We start from the raw sequence: 14,208 nt of genomic DNA, 5'->3' as shown, positions 1-14,208 counted from the left end.
GAGTAACACAGCTAAGATCAAGAGCTACCCCCCCTAAAGACACTGTTATCTGACAAGGCTTCGCTTTGTGCCACAAACAGGAATGTTTACCATTTGGTGGGCGATGGGAGTTATGTATCTCATTTTAGTTTACTGAGATCAGGATAGAGGCAGATCGGATGCAACTCTTCGTCTAGATCGATTGAGAAAGAATTGTGCAGAGTCGGAGTAGGGGCGGTACGCATACGAAATTGGTTTTCAAGGCTGATCCCCCAAAAGCCTATTCCGGTTGTGTTGTTTGAATCGGTGCCTCTCGCACAGGCTGCGAACGTCCGGGTTCCTGTTACAGGGCCTCCAAGCTGCCTTTAAGACGAGTTTTACAGAAAGTGTTCAGGTATGCTGATAGGTGTGTCCAAACACCCCACAGCGGATTCTGGAGCGTTTCAGGGTGGCTTTTTTGATCGTTCTTATGTGGGGGCAACTCAATCTTTACCTTCAATAGGTTTAGTATAGTGTTAGAGCCCCTACACAGCTAAGATCAAAAGCTAACCCCCCCCCCCAAAGGCACTGTTATCTGACTAGGCTTCGCTTTGTGCCACAGACAGGAATGCTTCCCATCTGGCTGGCGATGGGAGTTATGTATCTTATTTTAGCTCACCGAGTTCATCGTAGAGGCAGATCGGATGCACCTCTTCGTCTTCTTCGTCTAGATCGATTGAGAAAGAATTGTGCAGGGTCGGAGTAGGGGCGGTACGAAGAGGTTGCTTCCATGGGAATTCAAAGATGATCCCCCAAGCGCCTAATTCGGCTTGTGTTGTTTGAGTCGGTGCCTCTAGCACAGGCTGCGAACCAGTTGATTCAATTGGGACCAATTTTTTCTTGTCTCGATACCACTGACTGCGGCTAATGCCTTCTTCGAGCCAGGGTTGAGCAGCCGAGATCCCTTTACCATTTCGCTTGCCTAGCTGCCGCATTTTTTCATTAAAAGCATCACCAGAACCAGCATCAGCTGAGCGCTTTTGAGCGCTAGCTATACCGCCCTTGGCGCCTCGTTCCGCTTGCAGTCGAGAAAACTCAGCCGCGCTCTTAGCGGTGTACTTTGACCATGTCCACCTCGCTACCGACTTTACTATATGGCTCAGTTCTTTAGATAAGAGGGGGTCGGGGAAGTCGTTATAGACTTCGGCCTTGGAAACTAATAGGCGCTGCCATTCGTTGAACGATGCTGACTGCCTGTATTCTCTGACAGTTTGGTAAGCATATGAGCGAATACGGTTGAACATTTGGCAATTGCGCGCAATGCCTTGCGCTTTAGCTTCTTCTAGGGCGATGCGGCGCATTATATTTTTAGACGGGCCACGGAGATCCAATTTTTTATGCAATTCCCCCAGCGTGTACAGCTCTGATCTTAAATCGATCAGATTCCAGTGAGGATTGAGCGGGTTTTTGCTGATGAGATTTGTGTAGAGCGCATCAGCACCGAATGCTCGAATTAACGCCGCTTCAATAGCAGCGACATAGTTTAAAGCCGATTTGCTCGCATGATCACCTTTCGCTACCGGTGTTTTCAATCCAAAGAAAGCATGCGCATGGCCATTCTCCCGATTTTCGACTAGAAAATTGGGTTGGGGGATTTCACCTTCAAGTATTTTACTCATCGTAAGGCTGCCCATAATTGGCATGTCGATGTCAAGTACTATCCAATAAAGCGCGTGAGGTGGATTGAATTGTATGTAGCGCTTTTTAATCGCTGTTCGCAATGGTCTTATCACTAGGCCGTGTTGGCGATCATCGGTGCAATAAGGAGAGTGAGGTAGTCTTTCTTCGTTAAATGATGGCAACTTAAGCTTCTCTGAATTTTATTCCTTGCATCCTATTGTCCCCCCGATTTTCCGATTGGTCGCCAGTTCGAGCGATCTATTTTATGAAAATGTTAAGCGAGCGCCTCGATGCCATAAAGCTTTCTAATCGCGCCTTCTTAAAGAATATCATTAGCGACGTTATGTGTCTGCGTTGTTCGCTTGTTTATACCTGTTGTTAGATTGAGGTATATGTTGTTTTTTCTTTTTTTGTTTGCATTTGGCTGCGCCATGTTTGATCAATGATTGGTAGCGCTCATAGAAAGCTTGATAGTTCATAACATCTATTTCAAATTTGTAGGAGATCTTGCTGATTACTTCCAATTTTCGCGATAATGTATGGTGGCCATAATCATCGGCAGTGGTTTTGTTTTTTGACGCATGCCCTGTAATTGACTCAATAAGGGCATCAGTATTCTTGGGATTTAATCCTACAATAGCTTCATTTCTAAGCTTGGTGATCAGCGTATGCCGAAAAGAATGGAAGTTTTTATTGTCATTCGCTTTTAGATGGATACCAAGATGGTGTAAATATCCACCAGGACCATCGAGGCGGCAAAAAAATTGTGTGGCCAATGCGCCATAATGTCCTTTTTCTGCCCACCTCAAGCCATCCCAAAGTTTCTTTTCTTTTGAAGCCTTTCTTTGTTCGACGTAGTCCAAAAAGCCGATTTCAATCAGTTTCGGATGGATCGGTACTTTTCGTTTGCTAGGCTCATTCTTTAGGGATCGGGCACCAGGGACATTAGAGTCAATATCTCCTTCGATTTTTATGTATGAACATGGATTTTCGATGACTACATCGTCAGTATCTAGTTGTGCAAGCTCATTTATCCGGCAGCCTGTAAATGCACCAAGAAAAGGGAAGAAATATTGGTAGGGGTGTACGGCCCTAACGTTTCTGGTTTTATCTTTGTTGTATAGATAACTGTTGAATATTTTCGCTATTTCGTCTTCTGTGAAGGGAGCCGCGTTATCTTCGTCATCGTGTTTTTGGGTCTTTTGCTTAGCGGTAATCAACGAGCCTAGCGAGGCTTTATCAACACTTTGTAAGTCTAAGTTTATGTAATTTTTTTGCTTGGCAAATGCGAGTAGTGTATTCAGCCTAATGGTATGTTTTACAATAGTTTCAAGTGCTAGCGTTTTTTCCGGGTCTAAAGTGATCAAGTCGTCACGAGTAGTGTAACTCTTGGTAGTTCCTTTGCTTTTTTTTAGCGTTAATAGGTCTTTATAAAGATTTTTAATTCGATCTACGGTCAGCTCGCAGACGTTAAGGCCGTCGAGCAAGACATCAAATTTTTCGGCGTATCGATAATACTCACCGTTCGTCGAATTTTGGCGTTTTAGCGACTTGACTAACTCTGAATCAAGCTCTTCTTCGTGCAGTTGTAGGAAGCTTACACGCTTAGTTGGCGTTGGCGTTGGCGTTGGCAAGGCCATCAAGTTCACTTGATGGGGCGTCGTCAATACGAGCGTTGATTCAGGAACTCGATTGGCTTTGATTTTTTGAACCTGCTTCTGCCAGAGTTGCATGAATTCACTTTTAAATTTCCGTTTGTAAGCTATAAGCTCACCTTCGTCTAACGGTGTTTGTCTGTCAGTTTCATCGTCGGGTTCCAGATATTCCATAGCTAAGCGCATCGAGTGAACGAGCGCTCTGACTTCGGTAGATTTAATGCCCTCACTCTCCATCAGCGAGGCGTTGAGGTGATGCTTAACGAAATTCGCATACTCCTGAAGCCTGATGGATGTGATTTGCTCCGCATTGATGTTTTTTATCCATGAAATTAGCTGCTTTAGCTGGGTTTCGGCCGTCTTCAATTGTGAAGATCGCTCGTCGAATTCGGCCTCCCCACGTGCTATGTCCTGTTCAAGGATGTGCAACTGCTCAGAATCTGTCATATGGCCGGTCATTTGTTCGAACAAAAAATGATAGAGGCCAGCACGATTGACTGCTTCGCGGCGGCTGTCTGTTTTTAGATTGACTCTAATCTCGCTGATCCTTAGCGCACGACGAAGCCGCACAGGAAGGCGTGCACGAAAATAATACGAATTGCGAATGAGCGAAAGGCGAGGGTGTCGTGACATGGCAGCAGCTCCGGAGGTCAGGGGGCTGTGGTCACAACTGTGCACACGGATGTGTGCTTCTTGAATTTCAGAAACGAAAAAGCCCTTGAAAATCAAGGGCTTATCTTAAAAATGGCGGAGGCGATGGGATTCGAACTCATGGACCTGTTACAGTCGACGGTTTTCAAGACCGTTGCCTTAAACCACTCGGCCACACCTCCGTTTGCGTTGCGGGCGCCATAATACCTGAATGAAACACACTGTCAAACTCTCTGCATAGCTTGTTACAGAGCGTCTGTTATGATCTTTGCGACTGAACGTTTCAAACCAACAGGAGTGTCGCCATGCGCGAACAGGATTACGCAGTTAATAACAGCGTGCAGGTTGAGCAGCTAGAGGTTAGCCGCGTCCTGCGCAACACTTACGGCTTACTCGCTCTCACCCTCGCATTCAGCGGCGTGATGGCGTTTGTCGCTCAGCAGATGCGTGTCGGCTACCCGAACATTTTCGTGGTGCTGATCGGTTTCTACGGCCTTTTCTTCCTCACCAACAAACTCCGTGATTCGGCCTGGGGCCTGGTGTCGGCATTTGCCCTGACCGGTTTCATGGGTTTCCTGCTCGGCCCGATCCTCAACCGTTACCTGGGTATGCAGGGCGGCGCCGAGGTGGTCAGTTCGGCCTTCGCGATGACTGCGCTGGTGTTCGGCGGTCTGTCGGCTTATGTGCTGATTACCCGCAAGGACATGAGCTTCCTGGGTGGTTTCATCACTGCAGGCTTCTTCGTGCTGCTGGGTGCGACGCTGGCGAGCCTGTTCTTCCAGATCAGCGGTCTGCAACTGGCGATCAGCGCAGGTTTCGTGCTGTTCTCCTCGGTCTGCATTTTGTTCCAGACCAGCGCCATCATTCACGGCGGCGAGCGCAACTACATCATGGCGACCATCAGCCTGTATGTATCGATCTACAACCTGTTCGTCAGCTTGTTGCAGCTGTTCGGCATCATGAGCCGCGATGACTAATCGTCAGCCTTGAGAAAAAACCCGCCTCGGCGGGTTTTTTCTTGCCTGCGATTTGAGTACGGACTCACGCCATCGGTGGCAACCGGCGTTTGACCGGGGTTTTCTTGACGATTGCAGTGTTGGTTTCGGCGTGGGTGTTGAGGTGGTCGAGCAGGGTGTCCAGTTGTTCCATCGAACGCACATGCAGGCGTGCGATGAAACAGTCGTCGCCGGTAACCTTGTCGCATTCGGTGAATTCAGGGATGGCCTGGATCTGCCGCTCCACTTCCTGCAACTGGCCCGGCAGCGGGCGAATGCGGACGATGGCTTGAAGCTGATAGCCGAAGCATTTTGGGTCGATCTCGACGGTATAGCCTTTAAGCACGCCACGCTCTTCGAGGCGGCGCAGGCGCTCGGCGACACTGGGCGAGGACAGGCCGCTAATTTGCGCCAAGGCCTTGAGCGAGCGGCGTGAGTCTTCCATCAAGGCCGTGATCAGCACTTGGTCGATATCGTCGGTCATGGCGAAACCCCTATTAGGCAATAAATTCAAACTGCCTTGATAAAAAAGGCAGAAATCGAGTTTAGCCTGCTTTTTGCTCTGGAGAAGCCCCTCGGCGGATTGGCATACTTTGGGCTCAAACACAGGAGTCTGATGATGGACAAAACAATACGTCACGGGTCATTCGAAATGACCGCCGCCATGCTGATTTCCGGGACCATCGGCTGGTTCGTGCTGGTGTCCGGGCAACCGGTGCTGGACGTAGTGTTCTGGCGTTGCGTGTTCGGCGCCGGCACGTTGTTGCTGATCTGCGCGGCATTCGGCTTCCTGCGCCCCGGCATTCTGACCCGCACCACGTTCTTGCTGGCCGTGCTTAGCGGCGTGGCGATTGTCGGCAATTGGGTACTGTTGTTTGCTTCTTACTCCCGCGCCTCGATTGCCATCGGCACCGCGGTATACAACGTTCAGCCGTTCATGCTGGTGGGGTTGGCCGCGTTGTTCCTCAACGAGAAAATCACCCTGCAAAAACTGTTCTGGCTGGGCATTTCGTTTCTCGGGATGCTGGCGATTGTCAGCGCACATGGCGCACATGGCGGGCAGGCCGAAAGCGGCAACGATTACCTGATGGGCATCGCACTGGCGCTGGGGGCAGCCTTTCTTTACGCGATTGCCGCGTTGATCATCAAACGCCTGACCGGCACACCGCCGCATCTGATCGCGCTGATTCAGGTCACCACCGGCGTGCTGTTACTCGCGCCATTCGCGCACTTTTCGGCACTGCCGCAAGCGCCGAGCGCGTGGGCCAGTCTGGTCACCCTGGGCATTGTCCACACCGGCGTGATGTACGTGCTGCTCTACGGCGCGATCCAAAAACTGCCGACGGCACTGACCGGTGCGTTGTCCTTCATCTACCCGATTGCGGCGATTTTCGTTGACTGGTTTGCCTTCGGCCATCGCCTGGAACCGCTGCAATGGATCGGTGTTGCCGCGATTCTGTTGGCCGCTGCCGGCATGCAACAGGGGTGGAGTCTTAAGTTTCGTCGGACGGTGACGACGCAGTAAGCCGTAAAGAAACGTCAGATGTTCCAGCGCGGTGCCGTCTTGGCCAAGCGCTGGCGCATCTCGCCGATGTTGGCGGCTAACTGTCGGACCAATAACCGGTAGCCGTCCAGCGGATTGTAAACCGGCGCGGTCAGGCTTGAATCCGACGGCAGTTCGACGGGGCGACTGAGCCGCTGGGACGCACCGGATTTCAGCGCCCGGGCCATACCGATCAATTGCACCCGAATCAGCCGATGCTCGGCTTTCAAGGCCGATTGCAGATGGGCCATGGCGTCCGGGTCACTGGCAGCCGGTCGGGTGTTGCCGAGGATTTCCAGGGTGCTGACACACATCCGCAGATGGCGCTGAATGGCATCGAGTTCGGTCATGGAGATCCGTACTTCCTTGGACACCGACGGCATCAACGAGCGCAGTTGCACCATCACCGTGTTCAGGCGGCCCACGAGTTTATGGTGTTCGTCATCGGTGACCGATTGGCCATTGATGATGCGCCCGTAGATCGTCGCGCAGTCGCGCAAAGCATCGGCCAGGTTGTAGCGCCAGGAATAAACCGCGTAGAGCGGCAGGGCGAAGGAAAACGCCAGGGCCAGGGCGATACCGATCAGGATGTCCACCCCACGCCACAACCCGTCGGTGATCGGATTGTCGCCATGCCCCGCGACGATAAACACGGTAATCGCCGAGAGCAACGCGGTGTAACCGCCCTTGCCGATGGCGTGGTATGAGAAGAACCCGCAAACTACGGCCATCGCGAAATAGGTCAGCCACGGCATCCCGAGCCAGGCCTGTTGCGCCACCAGCAGCAAGCCGACGCCGGCTCCGATCAAGGTGCCGATGGCGCGCTCGGCGGCTTTTTTGCCGATGTTGCCGTGGTGCTGCAAACCGCCGATCACCACCAGCATCGTCACCGACGCCCACTCACCGTGGGGCAGATTGATGCCGGTGGTCAGCAGGATCGATGCCAGCAACCCCAGCGACACACGCACCGCGTGGATCACTCTGGCGTGGCGATAGCGCCGGTACGGGTCCAGCAACGGACGCAGCAGTCGGCGCATTAGCGGTGGCAGTCGATGGGCTCTGAATGTGCTCAGGCTCGGTCTCCTCAGAAGATGTAATCGGTGGTCAGGAAACTCGAACTGCGTCCGCTAATGATCTCGCTGATGAGTTCTTTGTTGGTTTCCTGGAACTTGGTCGCCACCAGTGTCCGGATCGAAAACACCCGCAGCGCATCATGCACCGACAGCGTGCCTTCGGCGGAGTTCTTGCGGCCGTTGAACGGGAAGGTGTCCGGGCCGCGCTGGCACTGGGCGTTGAGGTTGATCCGGCCGACCTGGTTGGCGAAGGTGTCCACCAGTCGGCCGACCGCCACCGGGTTGGTGCCGAAGATACTCAGTTGCTGGCCGAAGTCCGATTCCAGGACGTAATCGATCACCGTGTCCAGATGTCGGTAAGGCACGATCGGGACGACCGGGCCGAACTGTTCTTCCTGATAGACGCGCATCTGCGGCGTCACCGGGTACAGCACGGCAGGGTAGAAGAATGATGCGCGGGCTTCACCGCCGTTGGGGTTGACCACGGCGGCGCCTTTGCTCACGGCATCCGCCACCAGCGAGTGCAGGTAATCGACTTTGCTCGCTTCCGGCAACGGCGTCAGCGCCACGCCGCTGTCCCACGGCATGCCGGGTTTCAGGCTGGCGAGTTTGGCGTTGAATTTCTCGATGAACGAGTCGACCACGTCTTCATGGACGAAAAGGATTTTCAGTGCGGTGCAGCGCTGGCCATTGAACGACAGCGAGCCGGTGAGCGCTTCGCTGACCGCGTTGTCCAGATCCACCTCAGGTAGCACGATGCCGGGGTTTTTCGCATCCAGACCCAACGCCGCGCGCAAGCGGTGCGGTTTTGGATGCAGTTTTTTCAGGTCGCTGGCGGCTTTGTTGGTGCCGATAAACGCGAAGATGTCGATCTTGCCGCTGGCCATCAGCGCGCTGACGGTCTCGCGGCCGCTGCCGTAGATCACGTTGATCACCCCGGCCGGGAAGCTGTCGCGGAACGCTTCCAGCAACGGACGAATCAGCAGCACACCCAGCTTGGCCGGTTTGAACACCACGGTGTTGCCCATGATCAGCGCCGGAATCAGCGTGGTGAAGGTTTCGTTCAACGGGTAGTTGTAAGGTCCCATGCACAACGCCACACCCAGCGGTACGCGGCGGATCTGGCCGAGGGTGTCCTGTTCCAGTTCGAAGCGACTGGAGCGGCGGTCGAGTTCCTTGAGCGCGTTGATGGTGTCGACGATGTAATCGCAGGTGCGGTCGAACTCTTTCTCCGAGTCCTTGAGGTTCTTGCCGATTTCCCACATCAGCAACTTGACCACGGCTTCGCGCTGTTCACGCATGCGCCCCAGGAAAGCTTCGACGTGCTGGATGCGCTCGGCCACGCGCATCGTCGGCCATAGGCCCTGGCCCCGGTCATAGGCACGTACGGCGGCGTCGAGGGCGGTTAATGCAGTGTCGGCATCGAGCAGTGGCGTGCTGCCGAGGATCACTTGTTCATCGCCATTTTCACCCGTCAGGTACACCGGGCTGCGGACCTGGGCGAGGGGCCCGGACCAGGTTTTCAGCTCGCCGTCGACCAGGTATTCACGCTGCTCGGTCTGGCCGTCGAGTCGGTATTTTTCCGGGATGTCGGTGGAGTCGGGAAACAGGTTGCCAAGGATATGTGCTGTGGTCATGTCGCTACTCCATGTGATGTAAGCCATGCGCTGGCGGCTTGCCGTTCAGATTCACTTCAAAGGTTATACGCCTTATTGGCACGACTTTTTAAGTGCAGATCTCATGATCCCGCGATCTTTTGACCTGAGAACACACAACGGCCAATGCTCCGGTTAAACTTCGCGCTCTTTCTAAAGGAGTTCATATGAGTTACTACCAGCCGGGCATTCTCGCCACCCCAGTTCCGCCTCAAGCCCGTCATATGTTCTTCGCACTCGAATCCGCCGCTGCACTGCCGGCCGCGTTGGATAGTCTGCAGGGGCTGGTGGACGGGAAGTCGGCAGTGGTCGGGTTCGGTGAATCCCTGGTCAAGGCCCTCAAGGGGCAAATCGAAGGCCTGCGCACCTTTCCAGCGTTGACCGGTGTTGGCGTCGACAACCCGTCGACCCAGCACGCGCTCTGGTGCTGGTTGCACGGTGTCGACCGTGGCGAATTGCTCAACCGCAGCAACGCCATCGAAGGCGCTCTGGCCCCGGCCCTGCGCCTGGTGCAGATGAACGAAACCTTCCGCCACCTCACCGGCCACGACCTGACCGGTTACGAAGACGGCACCGAAAACCCTCACGACGAAGCGGCCGTCGCTGCTGCGCTGGTGGGTGACGGCGCTGACGGAATGGTCGGTGGCAGCTTCGCCGCGATCCAACAGTGGCAGCATGATCTGAAAGGCTTCCACGCGATGCCATCCCATGAGAAGGACAACATCATGGGCCGTCGTTTGAGCGACAACGAAGAGATCGACGACGCGCCGATCTCCGCTCACGTCAAACGCACCGCCCAGGAAAGCTTCGCCCCCGAGGCCTTTGTGGTGCGCCGTTCCATGCCCTGGATCGAAGGCGATCGCGCCGGCCTGATGTTCCTGGCCTTTGGTTTCTCCCTTGATGCCTTCGAAGCCCAACTGCGACGCATGAGCGGTCTGGAAGACGGCATCACCGACGGTTTGTACCGCATCAGCCGACCGATCACTGGCGGCTACTACTGGTGCCCGCCGCTCAAGGACGGTCATCTGGACCTGCGCGCTCTGCGCATCGGCTAAACATCAGGGAGTGAGTATGAACGTGGTGCGCTGGGGCATGATCGGTTGTGGCAGCGTCGCTGAACGCAAGAGCGGGCCGGCTTTCTACAAGGTGCCTGGCTCGGCGCTGGTGGCGGTGATGGGCCGGCGTCTGGAAGCGGTGACGGATTACGCCGCGCGCCACGGCATCGCTCGGTTCTACACCGATGTGGAAGCGTTGATCAATGATCCCGAGGTCGACGCGGTATACATCGCCACGCCGCCTGACAGTCATCATGCTTACGCCTTGAGGGTGGCCGCCGCTGGCAAACATTGCTGCGTCGAAAAACCCATGTCGTTGAATGCCGGGCAAAGCCGTGAGATGCAAAAGGTCTTTGCCGATGCCGGGCTGCACCTGTTTGTTTCCTACTACCGACGTTCGCTGCCGCGCTTCCAGCAAGTGCGGCAATGGCTGGAAGAGGGGCGGATCGGCGAGGTCCGGCACCTGACCTGGACCCTGACCAAAGCGCCATCTCCGACCGATCTTGGCGGTACAGATAACTGGCGCACCGACCCGAACATTGCTGGCGGTGGTTATTTCGCCGACCTGGCCAGTCATGGCTTCGACCTGTTCCAGTACCTGCTCGGTGACATCGTCGAAGTTGCCGGGTTTACGGCTCGGCAAGCCGGTTTGTATGCCGCCGAGGATGCTGTCAGCGCCAGTTGGCGGTTTGCTTCGGGCGCCATGGGCATGGGCTGCTGGAATTTCGTTGCGGACCGTCGAGAGGATCGTGTCGAGCTGATCGGCAGCAAAGGCCGGATCACCTTTTCCGTATTCGATGAACATCCGGTTCAGCTTGAAGCCGATGAAACCCTCAGCCTCCACATCGAGAATCATGAGCACATCCAGTGGCATCACGTGCTGGGCATGAACGCGCACATTCGGGGTGAAGCGCAGCATCCGGCGGTGGCCGAACAGGCATTGAAAACCGATTGGGTGATGGACCAGATCCTCAAACGCTAACGTAATTCTGTAGCAGCTGCCGAGCAGCGCGAGGCTGCGCAGCAGTCGTAAACCCTGCATGCAAGATTACCCTGACACACCGCGCTACCTGATTTCACGACTGCTTCGCAGCCGAACGCAGCCTCGCGCTGCTCGGCAGCTGCTACAAAGGATCGTGCTCGTGCGGCGAATCTAACCTTATGCTCAAACAGTATTTCTCAAGCCTCCCATTAGAACTTTAAGATCACGTCATAACTCGTTATAACAAGTGATCTGCCATGACCGATAACGTTCTCTCCCTCAGTAGCGTTCCGCTGCACACCCAACTGCGGGATGTGCTGCGCGCCCGCATCCTTGACGGCGAATACCCGCAAGACAGCCAGATGCCTTCCGAAAGCGAACTCGGCGCGCTGTTCAAAGTCAGCCGCATCACGGTGCGCCAGGCCCTGGGGGATCTGCAGAAAGAAGGGCTGATCTTCAAGATCCACGGCAAGGGCACCTTCGTCGCCAAGCCAAAAACCTTCCAGAACGTCAGCACACTGCAAGGCCTCGCCGAGTCCATGACCGGTCGCGGCTATGAGGTGATCAACCGCCTGCGCAGTTTCAAATTCATTGCCGCCGACAAACTCGTTGCCGAGCGCTTGCACGTCGCCGAAGGCGAGACGGTGGCGCAGATCAAACGCGTGCGGTTGATCAACCGTGAGCCGATTTCCCTGGAAATCACCTACCTGCCCAAGGCCATCGGCGAGCGTCTGGAGAAGGCTGATCTGGTCACTCGCGATATTTTCCTGATCCTGGAAAACGACTGCGGCCTGACCCTCGGTCACGCGGATCTGGCCATCGACGCGGTGCTGGCCGACAGCGACTTGACCCAGGCGCTGAACGTCGAGCCCGGCTCGCCGATCATGCGCATCGAACGCCTGACCCATGACGCCAGCGGCCAACCTGTGGACTTCGAACACCTTTACTACCGCGGCGATGCCTTCCAGTACCGCCTGCGGATCGACCGGCAAAAAGGGGCGCAGGCATGACTCACGGCTCAATGACTAGAAAGACGCTCGAACAGGAATACGACATCGTCGTGATCGGCGGCGGCACCGCAGGGCCGATGGCGGCGATCAAGGCCAAGGAGCGCAACCGCGATTTGCGCGTGCTGCTGATCGACAAGGCCAACGTCAAACGCAGCGGCGCGATCAGCATGGGCATGGACGGCCTGAACAACGCGATCATTCCCGGCCATTCGACGCCAGAGCAGTACACCAAGGAAATCACCATCGCCAATGACGGCATCGTCAATCAGGCGGCGGTGTATGCCTACGCGACCCACAGCTTCGAAACCATCGAGCAGCTGGATCGCTGGGGCGTGAAGTTCGAGAAGGACGAGACCGGCGACTACGCGGTGAAAAAGGTCCACCACATGGGCGCCTACGTGCTGCCGATGCCGGAAGGGCACGACATCAAAAAAGTCCTGTATCGCCAGTTGAAACGGGCGCGGGTGAACATCACCAATCGGCTGGTCTGCACGCGATTGCTGACGGACGAAGAGGGCGCGGTCAACGGTGTGATGGGTTTTGACTGCCGCACCGCCGACTTCCACGTGATCAAGGCCAAAGCCGTGATCCTCTGCTGCGGCGCCGCCGGGCGTCTCGGTCTGCCGTCCTCGGGTTACCTGATGGGCACCTACGAAAACCCGACCAATGCTGGCGACGGTTACGCCATGGCCTATCACGCCGGGGCCGAACTGGCGAACCTGGAATGCTTCCAGATCAACCCGCTGATCAAGGATTACAACGGCCCGGCCTGCGCCTACGTCACCGGTCCGTTGGGCGGCTACACCGCGAACAACAAGGGCGAACGCTTCATCGAGTGCGATTACTGGAGTGGCCAGATGATGTGGGAGTTTCACCAGGAACTCGAAAGCGGCAACGGCCCGGTGTTCCTCAAACTCGATCACCTGGCCGAGGAAACCATCCAGAACATCGAAGAGATCCTGCACAGCAACGAACGCCCGAGTCGCGGCCAGTTCCACGCCAATCGCGGCACCGACTACCGCACGCAAATGGTCGAGATGCACATCTCCGAAATCGGTTTTTGCAGCGGGCATTCGGCGTCCGGCGTGTGGGTCAACGAGAAGGCCGAAACCTCGGTCAAGGGTTTGTACTCGGCGGGTGACATGGCCGCGGTGCCGCACAACTACATGCTCGGCGCGTTCACCTACGGCTGGTTTGCCGGCACCAACGCGGCGGATTTTGTCGCCGGACGCGAGTTTTCAACGGTCGATGCCCAGCAGATTGAAACGGAAAAGGCCCGGGTCTACGCACCGCTGGACCGCGAACACGGCCTGCCGCCGGCTCAGGTCGAATACAAGCTGCGGCGTTTCGTCAACGACTACCTGCAACCGCCGAAAGTGACCAAGAAGATGCAAATCGGCCTGCAACGCTTCAGCGATATCCAGCGCGATCTCGATCAGATCAAGGCCCACAACGCCCACGAACTGATGCGCGCCATGGAAGTCAGCATGATCCGCGACTGCGCCGAAATGGCGGCCCGCGCTTCGCTGTTCCGCGCCGAAAGTCGTTGGGGGCTTTACCACTATCGGGTCGACCACCCGCAACGCAACGACAGCGACTGGTTCTGCCATTGCCATCTGAAGAAGGATGAAAACGGGCTGATGACCAGTTTCAAGAAAGCCGTCGAGCCTTACATCATCCCGCTGGATGCCGATGAAATGCGGGCCTACGACCGGCTGCGGGTCGGTGCCTTTGCTGCCTGAGCCTCGCAAAAAGAGAGATCGCGAAATGGCCTATCAACCCCAGGAAATCTTCTTCCGCTCCAACGCGCCCGTCACGGTCGATGAGGACCTTTGCATCGCCCACAAAGGCTGCACCGTGTGCGTCGACGTGTGCCCGATGGACCTGCTGGCGATCAACCCGGCCACGCAAAAGGCCTACATGGCGTTCGACGAATGCTGGTACTGCATGC

12 protein-coding genes and 1 tRNA gene are annotated in these 14,208 nt (G+C 55.7%); 7 read left to right on the top strand and 6 right to left on the bottom strand.

All coding sequences use genetic code 11. The features are described from left to right. Positions 1–623: 623 nt before the first annotated feature. From WLY71_RS25180 to WLY71_RS25170, 3 genes are all read right to left on the bottom strand, one after another. The gene (locus tag WLY71_RS25180; protein ID WP_489685676.1) at positions 624–1,820 is read right to left on the bottom strand and encodes a replication initiation protein; all 1,197 of its coding nucleotides are present in this window, start codon (positions 1,818–1,820) and stop codon (positions 624–626) included. 159 nt (positions 1,821–1,979) lie between these two features. Then, the gene (locus tag WLY71_RS25175; RefSeq protein ID WP_347805699.1) at positions 1,980–4,022 is read right to left on the bottom strand and encodes a DUF6538 domain-containing protein; all 2,043 of its coding nucleotides are present in this window, start codon (positions 4,020–4,022) and stop codon (positions 1,980–1,982) included. A gap of 16 nt (positions 4,023–4,038) precedes the next feature. After that, positions 4,039–4,126: transfer RNA gene (locus WLY71_RS25170), tRNA-Ser, on the bottom strand. Between the two features lie 123 nt (positions 4,127–4,249). Between WLY71_RS25170 and WLY71_RS25165 the strand changes: the two genes are divergently transcribed. Further along, on the top strand, positions 4,250–4,921 hold the full coding sequence (locus WLY71_RS25165) for a Bax inhibitor-1/YccA family protein (protein ID WP_347805698.1): 672 nt from the start codon (positions 4,250–4,252) through the stop codon (positions 4,919–4,921). A gap of 64 nt (positions 4,922–4,985) precedes the next feature. Here the strand turns inward: WLY71_RS25165 and WLY71_RS25160 are convergent, their stop codons facing one another. Next, positions 4,986–5,423, bottom strand: a complete 438-nt coding sequence (locus tag WLY71_RS25160) for an Lrp/AsnC family transcriptional regulator (RefSeq protein WP_347805697.1) — start codon at positions 5,421–5,423, stop codon at positions 4,986–4,988. Between the two features lie 135 nt (positions 5,424–5,558). Between WLY71_RS25160 and WLY71_RS25155 the strand changes: the two genes are divergently transcribed. Beyond that, entirely contained in the window at positions 5,559–6,464 is a 906-nt protein-coding gene (locus tag WLY71_RS25155) for a DMT family transporter (RefSeq protein ID WP_347805696.1), read from the top strand. A gap of 14 nt (positions 6,465–6,478) precedes the next feature. On the opposite strand, the gene WLY71_RS25150 is transcribed toward WLY71_RS25155, so the two are convergent. Then, positions 6,479–7,519: an FUSC family protein gene (locus tag WLY71_RS25150; RefSeq protein ID WP_347805695.1), complete on the bottom strand. Its 1,041-nt coding sequence runs from the start codon at positions 7,517–7,519 to the stop codon at positions 6,479–6,481. Between the two features lie 47 nt (positions 7,520–7,566). Next, positions 7,567–9,192 (bottom strand): NADP-dependent glyceraldehyde-3-phosphate dehydrogenase, encoded by a 1,626-nt coding sequence (locus WLY71_RS25145; RefSeq protein ID WP_347805694.1) that lies wholly within the window; start codon positions 9,190–9,192, stop codon positions 7,567–7,569. A gap of 185 nt (positions 9,193–9,377) precedes the next feature. On the opposite strand from WLY71_RS25145, the gene WLY71_RS25140 reads away from it, so the two are divergent. The 5 genes from WLY71_RS25140 to WLY71_RS25120 form a co-directional block, all read left to right on the top strand. Further along, on the top strand, positions 9,378–10,265 hold the full coding sequence (locus tag WLY71_RS25140; RefSeq protein WP_347805693.1) for a Dyp-type peroxidase: 888 nt from the start codon (positions 9,378–9,380) through the stop codon (positions 10,263–10,265). Between the two features lie 16 nt (positions 10,266–10,281). Further along, positions 10,282–11,247: a Gfo/Idh/MocA family protein gene (locus tag WLY71_RS25135; RefSeq protein WP_347805692.1), complete on the top strand. Its 966-nt coding sequence runs from the start codon at positions 10,282–10,284 to the stop codon at positions 11,245–11,247. Between the two features lie 257 nt (positions 11,248–11,504). Next, entirely contained in the window at positions 11,505–12,257 is a 753-nt protein-coding gene (locus tag WLY71_RS25130) for a GntR family transcriptional regulator (protein WP_347805691.1), read from the top strand. A gap of 11 nt (positions 12,258–12,268) precedes the next feature. Continuing rightward, positions 12,269–13,999: a fumarate reductase/succinate dehydrogenase flavoprotein subunit gene (locus tag WLY71_RS25125; protein WP_347805690.1), complete on the top strand. Its 1,731-nt coding sequence runs from the start codon at positions 12,269–12,271 to the stop codon at positions 13,997–13,999. A gap of 25 nt (positions 14,000–14,024) precedes the next feature. Beyond that, the coding region (locus tag WLY71_RS25120) for a 4Fe-4S dicluster domain-containing protein (RefSeq protein ID WP_347805689.1) at positions 14,025–14,208 on the top strand (184 nt) is incomplete at its 3' end.

The organism is Pseudomonas rossensis, from assembly GCF_039888995.1.
Taxonomy (GTDB): Bacteria; Pseudomonadota; Gammaproteobacteria; order Pseudomonadales; family Pseudomonadaceae; genus Aquipseudomonas; species Aquipseudomonas rossensis.
Note: the sequence above shows the minus strand (reverse complement) of the source record. Positions and strands in the feature narration are given on the sequence as shown.

Excerpts from the sequence above, each read along its gene's own strand:
- WLY71_RS25125 (WP_347805690.1), top strand. The coding sequence starts at position 12,269 with ATGACTAGAAAGACGCTCGAACAGGAATACGACATCGTCGTGATCGGC.
- WLY71_RS25160 (WP_347805697.1), bottom strand. The coding sequence starts at position 5,423 with ATGACCGACGATATCGACCAAGTGCTGATCACGGCCTTGATGGAAGAC.
- WLY71_RS25165 (WP_347805698.1), top strand. The coding sequence starts at position 4,250 with ATGCGCGAACAGGATTACGCAGTTAATAACAGCGTGCAGGTTGAGCAG.
- WLY71_RS25135 (WP_347805692.1), top strand. The coding sequence starts at position 10,282 with ATGAACGTGGTGCGCTGGGGCATGATCGGTTGTGGCAGCGTCGCTGAA.
- WLY71_RS25140 (WP_347805693.1), top strand. The coding sequence starts at position 9,378 with ATGAGTTACTACCAGCCGGGCATTCTCGCCACCCCAGTTCCGCCTCAA.
- WLY71_RS25145 (WP_347805694.1), bottom strand. The coding sequence starts at position 9,192 with ATGACCACAGCACATATCCTTGGCAACCTGTTTCCCGACTCCACCGAC.
- WLY71_RS25155 (WP_347805696.1), top strand. The coding sequence starts at position 5,559 with ATGGACAAAACAATACGTCACGGGTCATTCGAAATGACCGCCGCCATG.
- WLY71_RS25150 (WP_347805695.1), bottom strand. The coding sequence starts at position 7,519 with ATGCGCCGACTGCTGCGTCCGTTGCTGGACCCGTACCGGCGCTATCGC.
- WLY71_RS25130 (WP_347805691.1), top strand. The coding sequence starts at position 11,505 with ATGACCGATAACGTTCTCTCCCTCAGTAGCGTTCCGCTGCACACCCAA.